Source organism: Mycoplasma testudineum, assembly GCF_002245785.1.
GTDB classification, from domain to species: domain Bacteria; phylum Bacillota_I; class Bacilli_A; order Mycoplasmatales; family Metamycoplasmataceae; genus Mycoplasmopsis_B; species Mycoplasmopsis_B testudinea.
Map to the genome: position 1 here is coordinate 1 of NZ_NNCE01000019.1, position 1,494 is coordinate 1,494.

2 protein-coding genes are annotated in these 1,494 nt (G+C 26.8%); both read left to right on the forward strand.

Annotation, left to right across the window (positions count from 1 at the left end; translation table 4 throughout):
• Positions 1-20 precede the first annotated feature (20 nt).
• Positions 21-581, forward strand: coding sequence for a helix-turn-helix domain-containing protein (locus tag CG473_RS04110; protein WP_094255045.1), 561 nt, complete (start codon positions 21-23; stop codon positions 579-581).
• On the forward strand, positions 572-1,462 hold the full coding sequence (locus CG473_RS04115; protein WP_244895792.1) for an IS3 family transposase: 891 nt from the start codon (positions 572-574) through the stop codon (positions 1,460-1,462). The genes CG473_RS04110 and CG473_RS04115 overlap by 10 nt, the downstream gene beginning before the upstream one ends.
• Positions 1,463-1,494 lie beyond the last annotated feature (32 nt).

The window sequence follows — 1,494 nt, forward strand, 5'->3', positions numbered from 1 at the left end:
AAACTTAAGGGGTTTTTCTTATGAAACTAACATATGAAGACAAAATCAAAATAATCGAGATGATCGATAAAGGTGTTCCTATGAACCAAATTGCACAAACTTATCAACTTAATGATTCCACTGTCTTAGGAATAAAAAACAAGTACTTTCAACTAGGCCTTGAGGGATTAAAGAGAAATAAATACACTATTTACACACAGGAATTCAAATTATCTGTAATCAAAAATTATTGAAAAGGTATACCTTTACAACAATTGGCAATTGACTATAATATTCCCAATGGAGCATCTACAATTTACCGGTGAATAAAAGAATATGAAAAGTATGGGATTGATGCACTTGCTCCTAAAAAACGTGGAAGAAAGCGAGTCAATTTTTCGAATATGAACAATAACGATAAAAAAGAAATTTCGGGTAAAAATGATAAAACGGAATTGAATAATTTAAATGTCAAAGATGATGAACTTAAAAAAGCAAGATATGAAATTGAGTATTTAAGAGCCGAAAATGATTACTTAAAAAAGTTGCAAGCCGCAGTTTTGTCACTGGAAAAGAACTCAAGAAAGAAAAAATCAAAATAGTTTTTGAATTGAGCAAAAAGCACAAAATAAAATTTCTATTAAAAGCGGCCAACATTTCGAAATCTACATATTTTTACAATTTGAAATGTCTAGAATTAAGTGACAAAGACAAGGAAATTCATCAAAAAATTCTTGAAATAGCTAAATTAAACAATTTTAGTTACGGATACAGAAGAATAAAATTAGAATTACAAAATCAAAACATTGTAGTCAATCATAAGAAAATATTAAAAATTATGAGGCATTTATCACTTTCTCCACTTAAGAAAGCGAAAAAATTTAAAACTTACAAAGGTGAAATTGGAAAATGAAAACCAAATTTGTTAATTGAGAAGCAAATTGTTAATAATAAGGAAATATACATACAAAATTTTAAGGCAAATAGAATTAATGAAAAATGAGCTACTGATGTTACAGAATTCTCGATTGCTTCTGGGAAATTATATTTATCACCAATTATAGATTTATTCAGCCGTGAAATAGTTTCATATTCAATTTCTAAAAGTCCTAATTTCAAGCAAATAACAGATATGTTAAAAATTGCCTTTGATAAATTTGATAATTTAGATGGTTTGATTTTTCACTCAGACCAAGGATGGCAATATCAGATGAGATATTACCAAAATGAGTTAAAAAAGAACGGAATTATTCAAAGCATGTCTAGAAAAGGAAATTGCTTGGATAACTCTATTATTGAAAACTTTTTTAGTATTTTGAAAACTGAAATGTTTTACAAAAATCAAAAATACTTTAATTCTTTAGAAGAACTAGAACTAGCAATTATTGAATATATTGATTATTATAATAATCGAAGAATTAAAGCAAAATTAAAAGGAATGTCGCCTTATAACTTTAGACAACATTCCTTAGAATATATATAATTTTTTTAGTCCAACTTTAAGGTACCACTACA